This window comes from Zobellella sp. An-6, from assembly GCF_052487945.1.
Genome location: NZ_CP199259.1, coordinates 517,174 through 535,504, shown reverse-complemented (window position 1 = coordinate 535,504; position 18,331 = coordinate 517,174). Strand labels below are relative to the sequence as shown.

The 18,331-nt window shown below is 69.0% G+C and carries 16 protein-coding genes; 10 read left to right on the top strand and 6 right to left on the bottom strand.

Annotated features, from left to right (window positions below; translation table 11 throughout):
• Position 1: 1 nt before the first annotated feature.
• The 6 genes from ACT7DK_RS02400 (at position 2) to ACT7DK_RS02375 (ending at position 7,576) form a co-directional block, all read left to right on the top strand.
• Positions 2-763 (top strand): HvfC/BufC N-terminal domain-containing protein, encoded by a 762-nt coding sequence (locus ACT7DK_RS02400; RefSeq protein ID WP_445395971.1) that lies wholly within the window; start codon positions 2-4, stop codon positions 761-763.
• Positions 760-1,236 carry a DoxX family protein gene (locus tag ACT7DK_RS02395; RefSeq protein WP_445395969.1) on the top strand — a complete coding sequence of 159 codons (477 nt, stop codon included), beginning with the start codon at positions 760-762 and terminating at the stop codon, positions 1,234-1,236. The genes ACT7DK_RS02400 and ACT7DK_RS02395 overlap by 4 nt, the downstream gene beginning before the upstream one ends.
• Before the next feature lie 272 nt (positions 1,237-1,508).
• On the top strand, positions 1,509-2,717 hold the full coding sequence (locus ACT7DK_RS02390; protein WP_445395967.1) for an ammonium transporter: 1,209 nt from the start codon (positions 1,509-1,511) through the stop codon (positions 2,715-2,717).
• A gap of 63 nt (positions 2,718-2,780) precedes the next feature.
• Positions 2,781-4,505, top strand: coding sequence for a transporter substrate-binding domain-containing protein (locus ACT7DK_RS02385; protein ID WP_445395965.1), 1,725 nt, complete (start codon positions 2,781-2,783; stop codon positions 4,503-4,505).
• Positions 4,492-5,904, top strand: coding sequence for a sigma-54-dependent transcriptional regulator (locus tag ACT7DK_RS02380; protein WP_445395963.1), 1,413 nt, complete (start codon positions 4,492-4,494; stop codon positions 5,902-5,904). The genes ACT7DK_RS02385 and ACT7DK_RS02380 overlap by 14 nt, the downstream gene beginning before the upstream one ends.
• Positions 5,905-6,235: 331 nt before the next feature.
• A complete protein-coding gene (locus tag ACT7DK_RS02375) occupies positions 6,236-7,576 on the top strand; it encodes a dicarboxylate/amino acid:cation symporter (protein ID WP_445395961.1) in 1,341 nt (446 codons plus the stop codon).
• Positions 7,577-7,634: 58 nt separating this feature from the next.
• Here ACT7DK_RS02375 and ACT7DK_RS02370 read toward each other — a convergent pair whose 3' ends face one another.
• Positions 7,635-8,540 (bottom strand): LysR family transcriptional regulator, encoded by a 906-nt coding sequence (locus ACT7DK_RS02370; protein ID WP_445395959.1) that lies wholly within the window; start codon positions 8,538-8,540, stop codon positions 7,635-7,637.
• Between the two features lie 126 nt (positions 8,541-8,666).
• On the opposite strand from ACT7DK_RS02370, the gene ACT7DK_RS02365 reads away from it, so the two are divergent.
• Both ACT7DK_RS02365 and ycaC read left to right on the top strand, forming a co-directional pair.
• Entirely contained in the window at positions 8,667-9,530 is an 864-nt protein-coding gene (locus tag ACT7DK_RS02365; protein ID WP_445395957.1) for a pirin family protein, read from the top strand.
• Positions 9,531-9,605: 75 nt separating this feature from the next.
• Positions 9,606-10,232 (top strand): isochorismate family cysteine hydrolase YcaC, encoded by a 627-nt coding sequence (gene ycaC / locus ACT7DK_RS02360; RefSeq protein ID WP_445395955.1) that lies wholly within the window; start codon positions 9,606-9,608, stop codon positions 10,230-10,232.
• 15 nt (positions 10,233-10,247) lie between these two features.
• Here ycaC and ACT7DK_RS02355 read toward each other — a convergent pair whose 3' ends face one another.
• The 5 genes from ACT7DK_RS02355 to ACT7DK_RS02335 form a co-directional block, all read right to left on the bottom strand.
• The gene (locus tag ACT7DK_RS02355; RefSeq protein WP_445395953.1) at positions 10,248-11,897 is read right to left on the bottom strand and encodes a 4Fe-4S dicluster domain-containing protein; all 1,650 of its coding nucleotides are present in this window, start codon (positions 11,895-11,897) and stop codon (positions 10,248-10,250) included.
• A 235-nt stretch (positions 11,898-12,132) separates the two neighbouring features.
• The gene (locus tag ACT7DK_RS02350; protein WP_445395951.1) at positions 12,133-13,062 is read right to left on the bottom strand and encodes an electron transfer flavoprotein subunit alpha/FixB family protein; all 930 of its coding nucleotides are present in this window, start codon (positions 13,060-13,062) and stop codon (positions 12,133-12,135) included.
• A complete protein-coding gene (locus tag ACT7DK_RS02345; RefSeq protein WP_445395949.1) occupies positions 13,062-13,811 on the bottom strand; it encodes an electron transfer flavoprotein subunit beta/FixA family protein in 750 nt (249 codons plus the stop codon). The genes ACT7DK_RS02350 and ACT7DK_RS02345 overlap by 1 nt, the downstream gene beginning before the upstream one ends.
• A gap of 60 nt (positions 13,812-13,871) precedes the next feature.
• Positions 13,872-15,080, bottom strand: coding sequence for a CaiB/BaiF CoA transferase family protein (locus ACT7DK_RS02340; protein ID WP_445395947.1), 1,209 nt, complete (start codon positions 15,078-15,080; stop codon positions 13,872-13,874).
• 21 nt (positions 15,081-15,101) lie between these two features.
• Positions 15,102-16,277, bottom strand: coding sequence for an acyl-CoA dehydrogenase (locus tag ACT7DK_RS02335; protein ID WP_445395945.1), 1,176 nt, complete (start codon positions 16,275-16,277; stop codon positions 15,102-15,104).
• A 106-nt stretch (positions 16,278-16,383) separates the two neighbouring features.
• Here ACT7DK_RS02335 and ACT7DK_RS02330 point away from each other — a divergent pair, with 106 nt between their 5' ends.
• Positions 16,384-17,289 carry a LysR family transcriptional regulator gene (locus ACT7DK_RS02330; protein ID WP_445395943.1) on the top strand — a complete coding sequence of 302 codons (906 nt, stop codon included), beginning with the start codon at positions 16,384-16,386 and terminating at the stop codon, positions 17,287-17,289.
• Positions 17,290-17,388: 99 nt separating this feature from the next.
• Entirely contained in the window at positions 17,389-18,321 is a 933-nt protein-coding gene (locus ACT7DK_RS02325) for a pirin family protein (protein WP_445395941.1), read from the top strand.
• Positions 18,322-18,331: the final 10 nt, after the last annotated feature.

The window sequence follows — 18,331 nt, the reverse complement described above, 5'->3', positions numbered from 1 at the left end:
GATGCACCACAGCTTCGTCAAGGCGCTGTTCGATCCCGGGCTGCCCGTGCCCGCCGAGGTGGCCGACCGGCCCGGCCGGCAGGCGCGCTTCGCGGTCTATCGCAACAACGTGCGGGCCTCGCTCACCGAGGCCCTGGCCGCCACCTTCCCGGTGTGCCGGCAACTGGTCGGCGAGGACTTCTTCCGCGCCCTGGCCGGGGTCTATATCGGCGAGCAGCCGCCGGCCTCGCCGCTGCTCACCGACTACGGCCGCACCCTGCCGGCCTTTATCGAGCGGTTTCCCCCCGCCGCGCCGGTGCCCTACCTGGCCGACATGGCCCGGCTGGAGCTGGCCTGGCTGGACGCCCTGCACGCCGCCGATCCGGCCCCGCTCGACAGGGCGGCACTGGCCGCCCTGCTGACCGATGAGCAGCGGCTGCCCGGCCAGTGCCTGCGGCTGCAACCCTCGGTCCGGCTGCTGCGCTCCGGCTACGGGGTCGTCTCCCTGTGGCGGGCGCACCAGGGCCAGCTGCCCATCGCCTCGGTCGACCCCTGCCGGCCGGAAAATGCCCTGCTGCTGCGCCCCGGGCTCTCGGTCCGGGTGATATCGCCGAGTGATGCGGACACCGCCTTTGTCGACGCCCTGCTGCGGCGACTGCCACTCGGCGCGGCCCTGGAGCAGACCCTGCACCGGCATCCGGATTTCGAGCCGGGCCCCATCCTGGCGCTCCTGCTGGAGCACCAGGCCGTCGCCGCCTTTTACCCCGCCGGAGCCTCGTCATGAACCCCGTACAGCGCTGCAACCTGTGGCTGGGCCGCATTCCCCATTCCCTGGTGGCCCTGCTCGGCCGCTTCGCCATCGCCGCCGTGTTCTGGCAATCGGGCCAGACCAAGATCGAAGGCCTGGCCATCGACCTCGTCGCCGGTGAGTTCCAGCTGGGCTGGCCCCGGATGAGGCCTCTCGCGGTGATCCTGTTCCGCGACGAATACCGGCTGCCGCTGCTGCCGCCGGAGCTGGCCGCCACCCTGGCCGCCCTGGCCGAACACCTGTTCCCGACGCTGCTGCTGCTCGGCCTCGCCACCCGGCTCTCGGCCCTGGCGCTGCTGGTGATGACGGCGGTGATCCAGCTGCTGGTCTACCCGGGGGCCTACCCGACCCACGGCGTCTGGGCCACGGTGCTGCTGCTGCTGATGGCGCGGGGGGCCGGCGTCGTCTCCCTCGACCACTGGCTGGCCCGCCGCCGGTCCGGCGGCTAAGGGACCCGCCGGATCCGCCACTGTTTGGCATGGTTCATGCTAAATCCTGTGCGTCACGGGGCCCAACAACGGGGCCCCGCACCAAGATGGTGCCAACGGTAAAATTTTTACTTTTATATCAGTATGTTGCTCAAGGCGGCCCGTAATAGGGACGACCGGTAACGGCGACGTGCCGGACCAGCATGCACCACTTTGGATAGCTCGCATCAATATCGCACCACCAAGGTGCACGGGTTGCCCCACGGCAACCGGGTTGCAGGAGACAGGAACCAATGGACCATATCAGCAGCGCCATCGACAGCCTGGCGCAGAGCGCCAACACCCTCTTCATCCTGATGGGGGCCGTGATGGTGTTCGCCATGCACGCCGGCTTCGCCTTCCTCGAGGTGGGCACGGTGCGCCACAAAAACCAGGTCAACGCCCTGGCCAAGATCATGACCGACTTCGGCTTTTCCGCCGTGGCCTACTTCTTCGTCGGCTACTGGGTCGCCTACGGCGTCACCTTCTTCCAGGACGCCGCAACCCTGTCCGCCGGCCAGGGCTACGAGCTGGTGAAGTTCTTCTTCCTGATGACCTTCGCCGCCGCCATCCCGGCCATCGTCTCCGGCGGCATCGCCGAGCGCGCCCGGTTCTGGCCCCTGCTCACCGCCTCGGCGCTGACCGTGGCCTTCGTCTATCCCTTCTTCGAAGGCCTGATCTGGAACGGCAACTTCGGCTTCCAGGCCTGGCTGGAGGCGAGCTTCGGCGCCGCCTTCCACGACTTCGCCGGCTCGGTGGTGGTGCACGGGGTGGGCGGCTGGATCGGCCTGGTGGCGGTGCTGCTGCTCGGCGTGCGGCAGGGCCGCTACAAGGGCGGCCGGCTGGTGGCCTTTCCGCCCTCCAACATCCCCTTCCTGGCCCTGGGCGCCTGGATACTGTCGATCGGCTGGTTCGGCTTCAACGTGATGTCGGCCCAGACCCTGGACGGCATCTCCGGCCTGGTGGCGATCAACTCGCTGATGGCCATGGTCGGCGGCATCATCGCCGCGCTGATCCTGGGCAGGAACGACCCGGGCTTTATCCATAACGGCCCCCTGGCCGGGCTTGTGGCGGTGTGCGCCGGCTCCGACATCATGCACCCCATCGGCGCCCTGGCGGTGGGCGCCGTGGCCGGCGCCCTGTTCGTGTGGCTGTTCACCCTGCAGCAGAACAAATGGAAGATCGACGACGTGCTCGGGGTCTGGCCATTGCACGGCCTGTGCGGCGCCTGGGGCGGCATTGCCGCCGGCATCTTCGGCCAGTCCGCCCTCGGCGGCCTGGGCGGGGTCAGCCTGGTGTCCCAGCTGATCGGCACCCTGGCCGGCATCGCCGTGGCGCTGATCGGGGCCCTGCTGGTGTACGGCGGCATCAAGGCCGTGACCGGCCTGCGGCTCAGCAAGGAGCAGGAATTCAACGGCGCCGACCTCAGCATCCACAAGATTGCCGCCACCAGCGACGACTGAGCCCCCGGCCAGTTCCGCCCGAGTGATGGTATACTGTCGCCTTTGTAGCAGCGGGCGGACGGCATGAACGAAACGGGACTTGAACAGGGTCAGAAAACCAGGGCCGGCCTGCTCCGGCCGGCCGGCCCCTGGACCGCCCTGCTCTGGCTGGTCATGGCCTGGCCGGCCGCCGCCCAGGACGGGGTCATACGGGTAGGTGGCGACCTCAACTATCCGCCTTATGAATTCATCAACGAGCAGGGGGAGCCCGACGGTTACAATACCGAGCTGACCCTGGCCATCGCCGAGGTGATGGGGATGAAGGTGGAGATCGAGCTCGGCCACTGGCAGCAGGTGCGCCGGCGCCTGCTCGACGGCGAGCTGGACGTGCTGCAGGGCGCCGTCTTTTCCCCGGAGCGGGCCCGCTGGTTCGCCTTCTCCCCGCCCCATGCGCTGATCAACCACTCCCTGTTCGCCCGCCGGGGCGAGGCGGCGAATATCACCCTGGCCGACCTGGCCGGGCGGGAGGTGATAGTGCAGCGCGACAGCATCATGCACGAGCAACTCAGCCAGCTCGCGCCCGACGCCCTGGCCGTGCCGGTCGATACCCATTCCGACGCCCTGCGCCTGCTGGCCTCCGGCCGGCACGACTTCGCCCTGGTGGCCAACCTGCCCGGCCTCTATCTCGGCCGGGAGCTGGAGCTGTCCAACCTGGCGCCGGTCGGCCATCCCTTCCCGCCCCACCGCTACGGCTACATGGTGACCAAGGGCAACGAGGCGCTGCTGGCCCGTTTCAGCGAGGGGCTGGCCATCCTCAAGAACACCGGCCGCCAGCAGGCCCTGTACGACAAGTGGCTGGGTCCGCTGGAAAGCCCCGGCCTGCCCTGGAAGAAGATCGGCCTGGCCGCCGCCCTGGTTTCCCTGCTGCTGCTGCTGGGGCTGGCCGCCATCATGATCTGGAACCGGACCCTGCGCCGGGAAGTGGACCGCCGCAGCCGGGAGCTGGAGCGCCAGCAGCAGCAGTTGCTGCAGGCCGACAAGATGGCCTCCCTCGGCATACTGGTGTCGGGGGTGGCCCACGAGATCAACAATCCCAGCGGCCTGCTGCTGCTCAACCTGCCGGTGCTGAAGGAGGCCTACCTGGACGCGGAGGAGATCCTGGAAGCGCACTACCACCACCACGGCGATTTCTACCTCGGCGGCCTGCCCTACAGCCGCATGCGCGACGAGATCCCGGCCATGCTGGAGGACATGCTCACCAGTGCCGATCGCATCCGCCGCATCGTCGATGATCTGCGCGACTTCGCCCGCCAGGGACCGGGCGAGCTCAACGAAACCGTGGATCTCAACGCCGTGGTGGCCACCGCCATCCGCCTGGTCGACACCAGCATCCGCCAGGCCAGCCACCACTTCGAGGTGAGCTACGGCGAGGGGCTGCCGCCCTTTCGCGGCAACGGCCAGCGCATCGAGCAGGTGGTGATCAACCTGATCGTCAATGCCTGCCAGGCGCTCACCGGCCCGGATCAGGCCATCAGGGTGAGCACCCGCTACCTCGCCGGCTCCCATGAACTCGTCCTGGAAGTCAGCGACCAGGGCCGGGGCATCGCCCCGGAGCACCTGTCCCGGCTGCGGGATCCCTTTTTCACCACCAAACGCGAGCAGGGCGGCATCGGCCTGGGCCTGGCGGTGTCCACCGGCATAGTGCAGGAGCACGGCGGCCGGCTGGAATACGACTCCACCCCCGGCCAGGGCACCACCGCCACCCTTACCCTGCCCGCGCTCAAAGGAAACCAGAGTGATCACCAATAACCGCTATCCCAGCTTCGGGGTGCTGCTGGTGGACGACGAAGCCCCCTTCCTGCGCAGCCTGAGCATCGCCCTGGAGCGCCAGGGCATCAACCACCTCTACCGCTGCACCGACAGCCGCGAGGTGATGGCCACCATCGCCCGGGAGCCCATCGGCCTGGTGCTGCTCGACCTGACCATGCCGCACCTGTCCGGCGAGGAGCTGCTGGCGCGCATCAAGGAAGAGCATCCCGACCTCGGCGCCATCATCATCAGCGGCCTGAATCAGCTGGAAACGGCGGTGAGCTGCATCCGCCTAGGCGCCTACGACTACTTCGTGAAAACCATGGAGGAAGACCGGCTGATCGGCGGTATCCAGCGCGCCATCCAGGCCCAGGAAATGCGCCTGGAGAACCAGGAGATGCGCCGCCGCTTCCTCACCGACACCCTGGAAAAACCCGAGGCCTTCGCCGACATCGTCACCCAGGACAAGAGCATGAGATCCGTGTTTCAGTACCTGGAGGCCATTGCCGCCAGCCGCCAGCCGGTGCTGATCTGCGGCGAGAGCGGGGTCGGCAAGGAGCTGATCGCCCGGGCCATCCACCGCCTCGGCGGGGCGGCGGGGCCCATGGTCAGCGTCAACGTCGCCGGACTGGACGACAACGTCTTCGCCGACACCCTGTTCGGCCATCATCGCGGCGCCTTTACCGGTGCCGACCGGGCCCGGGCCGGCATGATAGAGCAGGCCGCCGGCGGTACCCTGTTCCTGGACGAGATCGGCGACCTCAGCCAGGCCTCCCAGGTCAAGCTGCTGCGCCTGCTGCAGGAAGGCGAGTACTACCCCCTCGGCAGCGACAGGCCCAAGCGGCTGCGAGCCCGCATCGTGGTCGCCACCCATCAGGATCTGGCCAAAAAGCAGCTGGACGGCGGCTTCCGCAAGGATCTCTACTACCGGCTGCGCATCCACCAGGTGGAGATACCGCCCCTGCGCCGGCGCAAGGACGACCTGCCCCTGCTGCTGGCCCACTTCCTGGCCGAAGCCGCCGAGGAGCTGGGCAAGGAGGTGCCCACCGTGCCCAGGGAGCTGGCGGTGCTGCTGGCCAACTACGCCTTTCCCGGCAACGTGCGCGAGCTGCGCGCCCTGGTGTTCGACGCCATGAGCCGGCACCGCAGCCATATGCTGTCGATGGAGGTGTTTCGCCAGGCCCTGGCCCAGGACAGCCCCACTCCGGCGGCGGACACGGCCGAACAGCCGCTGTTCGCCCAGGTACAGCCCCTGCCCACCCTGCAGGAGGCGGGCGAGCTGCTGGTGGCCGAGGCCATGCGCCGGGCCCAGGGCAACCAGTCCCTGGCCGCCCGCCTGCTCGGCATCTCCCAGCCGGCCCTGAGCAAGCGGCTGAAGAAAAGCGGCGGGGAGGACTGACCCCGCCCAAACCCCTATAACCAGGGTTAAGACTATAACCAGGGAATGGCACCCATCTTATTGATAACAAAGATATTTGATAAAAACCCCCGGTAACGCATAACCCTGGTTATACCCCCTCCCACCCCGCCCCCGGACCGGACTTCCGCCATTTAATCCTTTAGTAACAGACAGTTAAACAGAAAATACAAACTTGGCATCCTACTTGCTCATACCCGGGATGCGGTACCGACCGCCCGCCGCCGGGTTTTCCGGTCATGGCGGCCCCAGTTCGGGCATCGACGCCGATGCCGTTTTTGCTGTTCCACATCGGATATGGAGAATCCACCTGATGACAACCGACAAGAAAAGACTGTCCCTCACCGGCCGCGTCCTGCTGGGCATGGGCCTGGGCATACTGGCCGGCTTTATCTTCCGCACCCTGCTGGCGGATGTCGCCCTGGTGCACGACTACCTGGTCAACGGCCTGCTGCAGGTGGGCGGCCAGATCTTTATCGCCAGCCTTAAGATGCTGGTGGTACCGCTGATCTTCGTGTCCCTGGTGTGCGGCACCAGCTCGCTGAAGGATCTGTCCACCCTGGGCCGCCTGGGCGGCAAGACCCTGGCCTTCTACCTGGCCACCACCGCCATCGCCATCACCCTGGCGCTGCTGCTGGGCAACCTGTTCCAGCCGGGCCAGGGCGTGGATCTGACCACCGCCAGCACCTTCGCCGCCAAGGAAGCCCCGTCCCTGGGCGAGGTGATCATCGGCATGTTCCCCACCAACCCCATCAACTCCATGGCCCAGGGCAACACCCTGCAGATCATCGTGTTCGCGGTGCTGTTCGGCATCGCCATCAGCCTGGCGGGCAAGCCAGGCGAGCGTATCACCGCCCTGTTCAACGACTTCAACGAAGTGATCATGAAGCTGGTGACCCTGCTGATGAACATCGCCCCCTACGGCGTGTTCTGCCTGATGGCCCAGCTGTTCACCAGCCTGGGACTGGATGCCATCGTCAACCTGGCCGAGTACTTCCTGGTGGTGGCCGGCACCCTGCTGCTGCACGCCCTGGTGACCTACGGCCTGCTGCTCAAGGCCTTTACCGGCCTGAGCCCGGTGACCTTCCTGAAGAAGATGGAAGACGCCATCATGTTCGCCTTCTCCACCGCCTCGTCCAACGCCACCATACCGGTGACCATGGAAACCGCCACCCGCCGCATGGGCGTGGACAACAAGGTCGCCTCCTTCACCATCCCCCTGGGCGCCACCATCAACATGGACGGCACCGCCATCATGCAGGGGGTGGCCACCGCCTTTATCGCCCAGGCGTTCAACATCGACCTGACCTTCGGCGACTACCTGATGGTGATCCTGACCGCCACCCTGGCTTCCGTCGGCACCGCCGGCGTGCCCGGCGTGGGCCTGGTGATGCTGGCCATGGTGCTGAACCAGGTCGGCCTGCCGGTCGAAGGCATCGCCCTGATCATCGGGGTGGATCGCCTGCTCGACATGATCCGCACCGCGGTCAACATCACCGGCGACTCGGTGGTGACCTGCATCGTGGGCAAGAGCGAAGGCGCCATGGACGTGGCCCGCTTCAACGACCCCCACTCCGGCGAGAAGGAAGAGGAAATCCGCTTCCCCCGCCGCGACCGCGACACCGCCAGCGAGGCCTCGGCCAGCAAGGCCTGATCGAGCTCACCGCACAACACCGGCGCCCCAGGGCGCCGGTGTTGTTTTTACACCTCCCTCATTCCTCGTCCATGGCGGCGAAGCCCTCGGCCAGGTGGTCGAGCAGGGCCCGCACCGAGGGCAGCAGGCAGCGGCGGGAAGGGTAGACCGCGTGGATGATCTCCCGCCGCGGCTGCCAGGCCGGCAGCAGCCGGACCAGGGCACCGGCGGCCAGGGGCTCGCGCACCATCATCACCGGCAGCTGCACCACCCCCACCCCGGCCAGGGCCGCCGCGCGCAGGGCGAGCATGTCGGTGGTCACGAAGCGGGGCCGGTGCAGGATCTGGGCCTGGATCTCGTCCGGGCCGTACAGCTCCCAGCCGTACAGCTCCTGGGGTGCGCCCAGGGCAAGGCTCGGCAAGCGGCCCAGCTCCGCCGGTACCCGCGGCTCGCCCCGCTCCGCCAGCAGCGCCGGGCTGGCCACCAGGCACTGGGCCCGGTCGGCCAGGGTACGCAGCACCAGCTCGGAGTCTTCCAGCGGCGGCGGCCGCACCCGGATGGCCACGTCGATGGCCTCGCCCACCGGATCGACCCGCCGGTTGGTGGCGTCCAGGTGCAGGGTCACCTGGGGATAACGCCCCATGAAACCGGCCAGCATCTGGCCCACATGGGCATGAAGCAGGGCGATGGGGCAGCTCAGGCGCACCACGCCCCTCGGCTCCGCCTGGGTCGAGGCCACCAGATCCCGGGCCGCTTCCGCCTCCACCAGCATGGCCTTGCAGTGGCCGTAAAAGCGCTGCCCCACCTCGGTCACCGAGAAGTGGCGGGTGGAGCGCTGCAGCAGCCGCGCCCCCAGCCGCTCTTCCAGCAGGGCGATGCGCCGGCTCAGCTTGGACTTGGGGATCCCCAGGGCCCGCCCCGCCGGGGAGAAGCCGCCGTGATCGACCACGGCGGCGAAGTAATAAAGATCGTTGAGATCCTGCATGGGTCTCTCCCTCCTTCTTCTGCCCTATCGTTCCTTATATAGAACACTGATTCTCAAATCCACCGTCTACCGCTTTTTCGTCCCACGACTAGAATTTCCTACATCATCCATTTGCGGGAGAGCATCATGAAACGCATCGCCGGCATCTACAGCGCGCCGCGCGCCCACTGGGTGGGCGACGGTTTCCCCGTCCGCTCGCTGTTTTCCTACCACAGCCATGGCGCCGAACTGAGCCCCTTCCTGCTGCTGGACTACGCCGGGCCGGCCCATTTTCCCGCGGCCGAGCGGCCCAGGGGGGTGGGCGAACACCCGCACCGGGGCTTCGAGACCGTCACCATCGTCTATCAAGGCGAGGTCGCCCACCGGGACTCCACCGGCAAGGGCGGCGTCATCGGCCCCGGCGACGTGCAGTGGATGACGGCGGGGGCCGGCATACTGCACGAGGAGTTCCACTCCGAGGCCTTCACCCGCAGCGGCGGCGATCTGGAGATGGTGCAGCTGTGGGTCAACCTGCCCGCCAGGGACAAGATGACCCCGCCCGGCTACCAGGCCATCGCAAGCGGGGCCATTCCCGATATCGCTCTGGACCACGGCGCCGGCCGGCTGAGGCTGATCGCCGGCGACTTCGCCGGCCGCCAGGGGCCCGCCCGGACCTTCAGCCCCATGCAGGTGTGGGATCTGCGCCTGAAGCGGGACGGCTACCAGGAATTCAGCCTGCCCGCCGGCTGGACCACGGCCCTGGTGGTGCTGAAGGGTGCCGTGCTGATCAACGGCCAGAGCCTGGCCCGGGAAGCGCAATTGGTGCTGTTCGAACCCGACGGCGAGCAGATCAGCCTGGAGGCCAACGACGAGGCGACCCTGCTGCTGCTCAGCGGCAAGCCCCTGGGCGACCCCGTGGTCGGCTACGGCCCCTTCGTGATGACCAGCGAGGCCGAGATCCGCCAGGCCATCGACGACTTCAACAGCGGCCGCTTCGGCGCCATGAGCTGAATCCGCCCGGCGGCGGCCAGACGCCGCCGCCGGGCCACCGTGCCATCAGGCACACCACCATCGAGGAGCAAAACCATGAGCAAGCCCTACGTTCGTCTGGACAAGAACAACGCCGCCGTGCTGCTGGTCGACCACCAGGCCGGCCTGCTGTCCCTGGTGCGGGACATGGATCCGGACAGGTTCAAGAACAACGTGCTGGCCCTGGCCGATTCGGCCAAGTACTTCGGGCTGCCGACCATACTCACCACCAGCTTCGAGCAGGGTCCGAACGGCCCCCTGGTGCCCGAGCTGAAGGAAGCCTTCCCCGACGCGCCCTATATCGCCCGCCCGGGGCAGATCAATGCCTGGGACAACGAGGACTTCGTGGCCGCGGTCAGGGCCACCGGCAAGAAGCAGCTGATCATCGCCGGCGTGGTCACCGAGGTGTGCGTGGCCTTCCCCGCCCTGTCGGCGCTGGAGGAAGGCTTTGAAGTGTTCGTGGTGACCGACGCCTCGGGTACCTTCAACGCGCTGACCCGCGACGCCGCCTGGGAGCGGATGGCCGCCGCCGGCGCCCAGCTGATGACCTGGTTCGGCGTGGCCTGCGAGCTGCACCGGGACTGGCGCAACGACATCGAGGGGCTGGGCGCCCTGTTCTCCAACCACATCCCCGACTACCGCAACCTGATCACCAGCTACAGCACCCTGACCTCGGGCAAGTAAGCCGGTGCCAACTCCCTACATATTGGGATAACGGGGGCCGCCGCCCCCTTCCGGCGCCGTCCAGTGGATGTTGCCGGCCGGATCCTTGATGTCGCAGCTCTTGCAGTGCAGGCAATTCTGGCCGTTGATCTGCAGCCGCTCGCCGGCGGGCCCGGCGACGATTTCATAGACGCCGGCGGGGCAGTAGCGCTGGGCCGGCTCGGCGTAGCGGGGCAGGTGGTCGCGCACCGGCAGGGCGGGATCCGCCAGCCGCAGGTGGCAGGGCTGATCCTCCCGGTGACCGACGTTGGCCAGGTGGACGGACGACAGCCTATCGAAGGACAGCACCCCGTCCGGTCTGGGATAGTCGATTTTGCGGCTGGCGGCGGCCGGCTGCAGCCCCTCGGCGTCGTGCCGGCGGCAGTGCAGGGTAAAGGGCAGCCGACCGCCGAACAGCCTCTGCTCCACCCAGTTGAAGGCCCCGCCCGCCCAGGGCCCCAGCCGGCGCAGCGCCGGACCGGCATTGCGGCCTCGGTACAGCTCGTCGAACAGCCAGGAGTCCCGGTAGCGGCGCTCGAAATCGGCCAGCTCCCGGCCGCCCTCATCGCCCTGCGCCAGCGCCCGCCCCACCGCTTCCGCCGCCAGCAGGCCCGACTTCATCGCCGTATGGCTGCCCTTGATGCGGGCCACGTCCAGGGTGCCCGCGTCGCAGCCGATCAGCAGGGCCCCCGGCATCGTCATCTTCACCAGTGAATTGAAGCCGCCCTTGGCGATGGCCCGGGCACCGTAGGCCACCCGCCGGCCGCCCTCCAGCTGCGCCGCCAGCAGCGGGTGGGTCTTGAGCCGCTGAAATTCCTCGAAGGGACTCAGCCAGGGATTGCGGTAGTCGAGGTCGACGATCAGGCCCACCACCGCCTGCCCGCCCTCGCCGTGGTAGAGGAAAAAGCCGCCGCCGGCCTCGCCGCCGAGCGGCCAGCCCGCGCCGTGGATCACCCGGCCGGGCCGGTATTTGGCCGGGTCCAGATCCCACAGCTCCTTCAGCCCCAGGCCGTAGTGCTGGGGATCCCGGCCCCGGTCCAGGCCGAAGCGGGCGATCAGCTGCCTGCCCAGGTGGCCCCGGCAGCCCTCGGCGAACAGGGTATAGCGGGCGCGCAGCTCCATGCCCGGCATAAAGCCGGGCCCGGGCTCGCCGTCCCGGCCCCGGCCCATGTCGCCGGTGACGATGCCGGCCACGGCGCCGTCCTCCCGGTAGAGCACCTCGGCGGCGGCAAAGCCGGGATAGACTTCCACCCCCAGCGCCTGGGCCTGCTCCGCCAGCCAGCGGCAGAGGTTGCCCAGGCTGACGATATAGTGCCCGCCGTTGTGCATGGACTCCGGCACCAGGGCGGCGGGCAGCCGCCGCGCCCGGCGCGCGTCGCGCAGCAGGTAGAGATCGTCTTCCGCCACCCGGGTGTGCAGCGGCGCCCCCCGCTCGCGCCAGTCCGGGAACAGCTCGTCCAGCGCCCGGCTGTCGAATACCGCCCCCGACAGGATATGGGCGCCCACCTCGGCCCCCTTCTCCACCACGCAGACGCTGATGGCGCGGCCCTCGGCCCTGGCGTCCAGCGCCAGCCGGCAGGCCGCCGCCAGCCCCGCCGGCCCGGCCCCCACCACGACCACATCGAATTCCATAAACTCCCGTTGCATACCGCTCTCCCTGTTGTTCTGTGCCGTCTTAACAGCTGCTCATGATCTTCACGGGTTCAGAGCCCGGCGAAGACAGAGCAGGCGACATTAATGTGTTGAGGAGGACAAAGGGTGCAGCTCCGCCGGCCCTCCGCGCCAGGGAGGGCGCGGCGGAGCCTCCATGGATGGATTTACGGCGTGCCGGCGGAGTTGTGCGCTTTGGCCGATGGCATCCGGCTCGTCGTGTTACAGCCCCCTACAGCAGCCGCTCCAGCTCGGGCAGGAGCTCGAACAGATCGCCCACCAGGCCGTAGTCCGCCACCTGGAAGATGGGCGCCTCCTCGTCCTTGTTGATGGCGACGATCACGCCCGAGTCCTTCATGCCCGCCAGGTGCTGGATGGCACCGGAAATGCCCACCGCGATATACAGCCGGGGCGCCACTATCTTGCCGGTCTGGCCCACCTGCAGATCGTTGGCCACCATGCCCGCGTCCACCGCCGCGCGGGAGGCGCCGACCGCGGCCCCCAGCTTGTCGGCCAGGCGATACAGCAGCTCGAAATGGTCGCGGCTCTGCAGGCCGCGCCCGCCCGCCACCACCACCCGGGCCGCGCCCAGCTCCGGCCGTTCGGACCGGCTCAGCGCCTCGCCGATCACCCGCGACAGGCCGCTGTCGGCGGGGCTGTCGATGGCCGTGATGGCGGCGTCGCCCCCCTGTGCCGCCACCGGCTCGAAGGCCGAGGCGCGCACCGTGATCACCTTGACGGCGGCGTTAGAGCGCACGGTGGCGATGGCGTTGCCCGCATAGATGGGTCGCTGATAGGTCTCGGCGTCGAGCACGGCGGTGATGTCGGACACGGGATCCACCCCCAGCAGCGCCGCCACCCGCGGCATCAGGTTCTTGCCGTTGGCGCTGGCCGGCGCCAGCAGGTGGGAATAGTCCCCGGCCAGCCCGGCGACGAGCGGCGCCAGGTTTTCGGGCAGCGGATGCCGGTACCAGGGCGCGTCCGCCAGCAGCACCCGGGCCACCCCCGGGATCCCGGCGGCGGCCTCGGCCGCCTCCCGGCAGTCGGCCCCGGCCACCAGCACCTGGAGGTCGTCGCCCAGTTGGCGGGCGGCCGCCAGGGTGTTGAGGGTCGCCTCGCCCAGCCGGCGATGGTTGTGTTCGGCAATAACCAGAATAGCCATCAGATCACCTTTGCTTCGTGTTTGAGTTTGTCGACCAGCTCGGCCACGCTGCCTACCCGGACTCCGGCCCGGCGCGGCGCCGGCGGCTCCACCCTGAGGGTGGTCAGGCCGGATGCCGGCTCGACGCCGAGCCCGGCGGCGGCGAGCACCTCCAGGGGCTTGCTCCTGGCCTTCATGATGTTGGGCAGGGAGGCGTAGCGCGGCTGGTTGAGCCGCAGGTCGGTGGTGATCACCGCCGGCAGGGCCAGCTCCAGGGTCTGCAGGCCGCCGTCCACCTCCCGGGTCACCCGCACCTTGCCGTCGGCGAAGGCCAGGGCCGAGGCGAAGGTGCCCTGGGGCAGGCCGGCCAGGGCGGCGAGCATCTGGCCGGTCTGGTTGTTGTCGGAGTCGATGGCCTGCTTGCCCAGCAGCACCAGATCGGGCCGCTCGCGGTCGACCACCGCCTTGAGCAGCCGGGCCAGGGCGAGGGCGCCGGGCTCGGCGTCCGCCTCCACCAGCAGGGCCCGGTCGGCGCCCAGCGCCAGGGCCGCGCGCAGCTGCTCCTGGGCCTGGGCCGGACCCACCGATACCACCACCACTTCCCGGGCCAGGCCCTGCTCCTTGAGCCGCACCGCCTCTTCCACCGCGATCTCGCAGAAGGGGTTCATGCCCATCTTGACGTTGGCCAGCTCCACGCCCCTGTGATCGGGCCTGACCCGGACCCTGACGTTGTAATCGACGACCCGCTTAACGGTTACCAGTACTTTCATCGCAATACCTCGGTTTCAATCCCAAAAACGGCGGCCGGCCATGCCGGCCCGCGCCATGCCTCAAATCACCGCCTCCGCCCGCAGGCGGCGGATTTCGGCCTCGTCCAGTCCGAGCCGCTCCGCCAGCACCCGGCCGGTGTCGGCCCCGAGCCGGGGCGGCGCGCGCCGGCAGGCCAGCGGGGTGCCGGACAGGCGGATGGGGTTGCCCAGCAGCCGCAGGCCCGGGGCGAGGGGGTGGTCCAGCTCCAGCACCATGCCCCGGTGGCGGAGCTGGGGATCGGCGAACACCTGGTCGACGGTGTTGATGGGGCCGCAGGGCACGCCCGCCGCCTCCAGCCGGTGCAGCCAGTCGGCCGTGGTCCGGCCGCGCAGCACTGTCGCCAGCAGGGCGATCAGTTCCTCCCGGTGCGCCACCCGGGCGCGGTTGCCGGCGTAGCGTTCGTCGCTCGCCAGACCGGGGCAGGCCGCCGCCTCGCAGAAGGCACTGAACTGGCCGTCGTTGCCCACCGCCAGCAGCAGGTGGCCGTCGGCGGTGGCGAACACCTGATAGGGCACTATGCTCGGGTGGGCGTTGCCCATGCGCGCCGGCACCCGGCCCCCGACCAGGTAGTTGTTGGCCTGGTAGGACAGCAGGGAGGTGGCCACGTCGAGCAGCGCCAGGTCGATGTGCTGCCCCTCGCCGCTGCGCTCCCGGTGGGCCAGGGCCGCCAGTATGGCCAGGGCGGCGTAGAGGCCGGTGCACAGATCGGTGATCGCCACCCCCGTCTTCATGGGCTCGCCGTCCGCCTCGCCGGTGATGCTCATCAGGCCGCTCATGCCCTGCACCAGCAGGTCGTAGCCGGGCCGGTCGGCGTAGGGGCCGTCCTGGCCGAAGCCGGTGATGGAGCAGTAGACGAGCCGGGGATTGAGCGCCTTCAGGGCCGGGTAGTCCAGGCCGTAGCGGGCCAGGCCGCCGCGCTTGAAGTTTTCGATGACCACGTCGGAGCCGGCCGCCAGCCGGCGCACCAGCGCCTGGCCCTCGGGCCGGGTGAGGTCGATGGTGACCGACGCCTTGCCCCGGTTGGCGCTCAGGTAGTAGGCGCTCTCCGGGGTGGCGGCGCCGTCTTCATCGGAGAGAAAGGGCGGGCCCCAGCGGCGGGTGTCGTCCCCCTCCCCCGGCCGTTCCACCTTGGTCACCTCGGCGCCCAGGTCGGCCAGCAGCTGGCCGGCCAGGGGCCCCGCCAGCACCCGGCTCAAGTCCAGTACCTTCAGTCCGTGCAATGCGTTCATCACGCCTCCTTGCCGCCGGCGCTAGAACGCCGCCAGTCCGGTCTGTGCCCGGCCCAGGATCAGGCCGTGAATGTCGTGGGTGCCCTCATAGGTGTTCACCGTTTCCAGGTTGATCATGTGGCGGATCACCTGGAACTCCTCCGAGATGCCGTTGCCCCCGTGCATGTCCCGGGCCACCCGGGCGATGTCCAGCGCCTTGCCGCAGTTGTTGCGCTTGATCAGGGACACCACCTCCGGCGACCAGCTGTTTTCGTCCATCATGCGCCCCACCCGCAGGGCGGCCTGCAGCCCCAGGGCGATCTCGGTCTGCATGTTGGCAAGCTTCAGCTGCACCAGCTGGGTCGCGGCCAGGGGGCGGCCGAACTGCTTGCGGTCCAGGGTATAGCGGCGCGCCGCCTGCCAGCAGAACTCGGCGGCGCCCATCACTCCCCAGGCGATGCCGTAGCGGGCCTTGTTCAGGCAGCTGAAGGGCCCGCCCAGGCCGCTGGCCCCGGGCAGCAGGTTGGCGTCCGGCACAAAGGCGTCGTCGAGCACCAGCTCGCCGGTGATCGAGGCCCGCAGCGACAACTTGCCCTTGATCGCGGGCGCGCTGAAGCCCTTGGTGCCGCGCTCCACGATAAAGCCCTTGATCTTGCCCTCGTGGGCGTCGGAGCGGGCCCAGACGATCGCCAGGTCGGCGATGGGGCTGTTGGTTATCCACATCTTCTGGCCGCTCAGCAGGTAGCCGCCGTCCACCTGGCGGGCCCGGGTCAGCATGGATCCCGGATCCGAGCCCGCGTCCGGCTCGGTCAGCCCGAAGCAGCCGATGAGTTCGCCGCTCGCCAGCCGGGGCAGGAAGCGCTGCTTCTGCTCCTCGCTGCCGAAGGTGAAGATGGGGTGCATCACCAGGGAGGACTGCACGCTCATGGCGGAGCGATAGCCGGAGTCGATCCGCTCCACTTCCCGGGCCACCAGGCCGTAGGCCACGTGGCTGGCGCCGGCGCAGCCGTATTCCACCGGCAGGGTGGCGCCGAGCAGGCCCATCTCGCCCATTTCCCGCAGGATCTCGGGGTCGAAACTCTCCTCGGCGTAGCCGGCGATCACCCGGGACGCCAGCCGCTCCTCGCAGTAGTGCCGGGCCGCGTCGCGGATCATCCGCTCCTCGTCGGTCAGCTGTTCATCCAGTAAAAAGGGGTCTTCCCATGTCATGGGTCGCATTGCCGTTCTCCTTGTCTGTCCCTGTTCTGCCCAGCTTGTCGCATTTATCGCCAGACTAAAAAGATATAATTGGTATACGAGAGTTAACAATTTGATCTGGCTCGCCATGGATTTGAGGCAACTGCGTTATTTCGTGACCATAGTGGAATCGGGCTCCTTCTCCCGGGCGGCGGAGCTGCTGTACGTGGCCCAGCCGGCCCTGAGCCGGCATGTGCGGGAGCTGGAGGAGGAGTTCGGCTGCGCCCTGCTGGTCCGCTCGGCCCGGGGCATCTGCCCCACCGACAGCGGCCGGCACCTGGTGCGGCGCGCCAAGGCGCTGCTGGCCGAGGCCGCCGGGCTGCGCGACGAGGTGCGCGGCATCGAGGCCAGCCCCTCCGGGCCCGTGGTGGTCGGCATTCCCACCTCGCTCGGGCCCCTGCTCAGCGTGCCGCTGGCGCTGCAGGTGCGCCAGCGGTTGCCCGAGGTACAGCTGCGGCTGACCGAAGGGCTCTCGGGCCACATGCAGGAATGGCTGCAGGACGACAAGCTGGATCTCGGCCTGCTGTTCGACTGCGAGGGGCACCCGGGCCTGGCCGCCGAGGAGGTCGCCCGGGAGCGGCTGCGGCTGATCTTCCCGCCCGGCGACGACCGCTTCGCCGGGCGCGACCGCCTGCCCCTGGCCGAGCTGCTGGCGCTGCCGCTGATCCTGCCGGGCCGCCCCCACCGCCTGCGGGAAGAGCTGGAAAGCGCGGCCCTGCTGCTGCACCGCCCGCTGCGGGTGGTGCTGGAAATGGACGCCCTGGACCAGATCAAGGCCCTGGTCGAGGCCGGCGCCGGCTACTCGGTGCTGTCCCGGCGGGTGGCCGACGCACCCCAGCCCCTGCCCTCGCTGCCGATCACCGAGCCGGAAATAGAACGCCGCATCTACCTGGCCCATGCCCGCCACAAGCCCCTGAGCGTGGCGGCCCGGGCGGTGCGGGCGCGGCTGCTGGCGCTGATTGGCGAGATCCGGGACAGCGGCGACTGGTATTAGCCGCGGCGACACGGCCATAATCGGTCATGGGCCCGATAAGGCGCTAACCTTATCGGACCGGTGACAACGCACCCTGACCAACCCCTTTCCGGAGGTCCCATGAGCAACATCCAATGGTCGGCGAGCTTCGGCTCTTCCCGCGACTGCCCGCTGCTGGAGGGCGAGCGCCAGATACAGCGCATCGCGCCGCGCCTCGCCGACGTGGGCGGCATCCCCGTGGCCCGCGCCGTCCCGTCCAAACAACGGCGGCTGATCGGCGCCTGGTGCTTCCTCGATCACGCCGGCCCCGCCGACTTCGCCCCGGGCGAGCCCGGCATGCGGGTGGGGCCCCATCCGCACATCGGCCTGCAGACCTTTACCTGGATGCTGGCAGGCGAGGTGCTGCACCGGGACAGCCTGGGCCACCGGCAGGTGATCCGCCCCGGCCAGGTCAACCTGATGACCGCCGGCCACGGCATCGCCCATACCGAGGAGTCGGTGCCCGGCCAGGGCCGGCTGCACGCCGCCCAGTTGTGGATTGCCCTGCCCGAGGCCGACAAGGACACCCCGCCCCGTTTCGACCACTACCCCAGGCTGCCCGCCTGGTCGCAGGACGGCGTCGACTTCACCCTGCTGGTGGGCGACTACCTGAGCCACAAGGCCCCCACCCTCAGCTTCTCGCCCCTGCTGGGCATGGATCTGCACAGCCCCCGGGGGGCGGAGCTGAGCCTCCCCCTGCGCCCGGAGTTCGAATACGGCCTCTTCGTGCTGGAAGGCCAGCTGGCGCTCGGCGCAGAAAACTTTGCGGAGAACGAGCTGGCCTACCTGGGCCTGCACCGGGAACAGGTCACCCTGACCCTGGCCCCCGGCGCCCGGGTGCTGCTGGTGGGCGGCGAGCCGCTGGACGAGGACATCTACATCTGGTGGAACTTCGTCGGCCACAGCAGGGACGACATCGCCCGGGCCCTGGCCGACTGGAACACGGGCGCTGAACGCTTCGGCAAGGTCGAGGGCTACGACGGAGAGCCATTGCAGGCACCCGAGCTGCCCTGAAGAAGGAGCA